Annotated in this window: 1 protein-coding gene; it reads right to left on the minus strand. The window is 65.9% G+C overall.

Features of this window, described 5'->3' with window-relative positions; all coding sequences use genetic code 11:
* A partial coding sequence (locus SB751_RS29440; RefSeq protein WP_410748956.1) for an RNA-binding S4 domain-containing protein occupies window positions 1-198 on the minus strand: 198 nt, incomplete at its 3' end.
* Between the last annotated feature and the right edge of the window lie 98 nt (window positions 199-296).

Consider the following 296-nt stretch of genomic DNA (forward strand, 5'->3'; position numbering starts at 1 on the left):
GCGCGTGTCGCCGAACAGCACGACCTGGCCCGCGCGAATCTTGCAGGTCTTGCGCAGTTCGACCACGCCGTCGACCTTCACCGCGCCGGACGCGACGAACATCTTCGCGGTGCCGCCGCTGTCGGCGAGACCGGTGATCTTGAGAAGGTTGTGCAGTTCGACGTATTCGCCGGTCAGCGTGAAATCCAGATTGGGCATGACGAAGGTGGCGCGGGCTGCGCGGGAGGAATCGCCCCGCATCATACGGCAGCAACGCGGGCCGCGCGAGTGCGCCGGCCTGTTGTTAGCGTCTGTGA

Origin of the sequence: Cupriavidus sp. SIMBA_020 (assembly GCF_046535395.1) — a bacterium.
Taxonomy (GTDB): domain Bacteria; phylum Pseudomonadota; class Gammaproteobacteria; order Burkholderiales; family Burkholderiaceae; genus Cupriavidus; species Cupriavidus campinensis.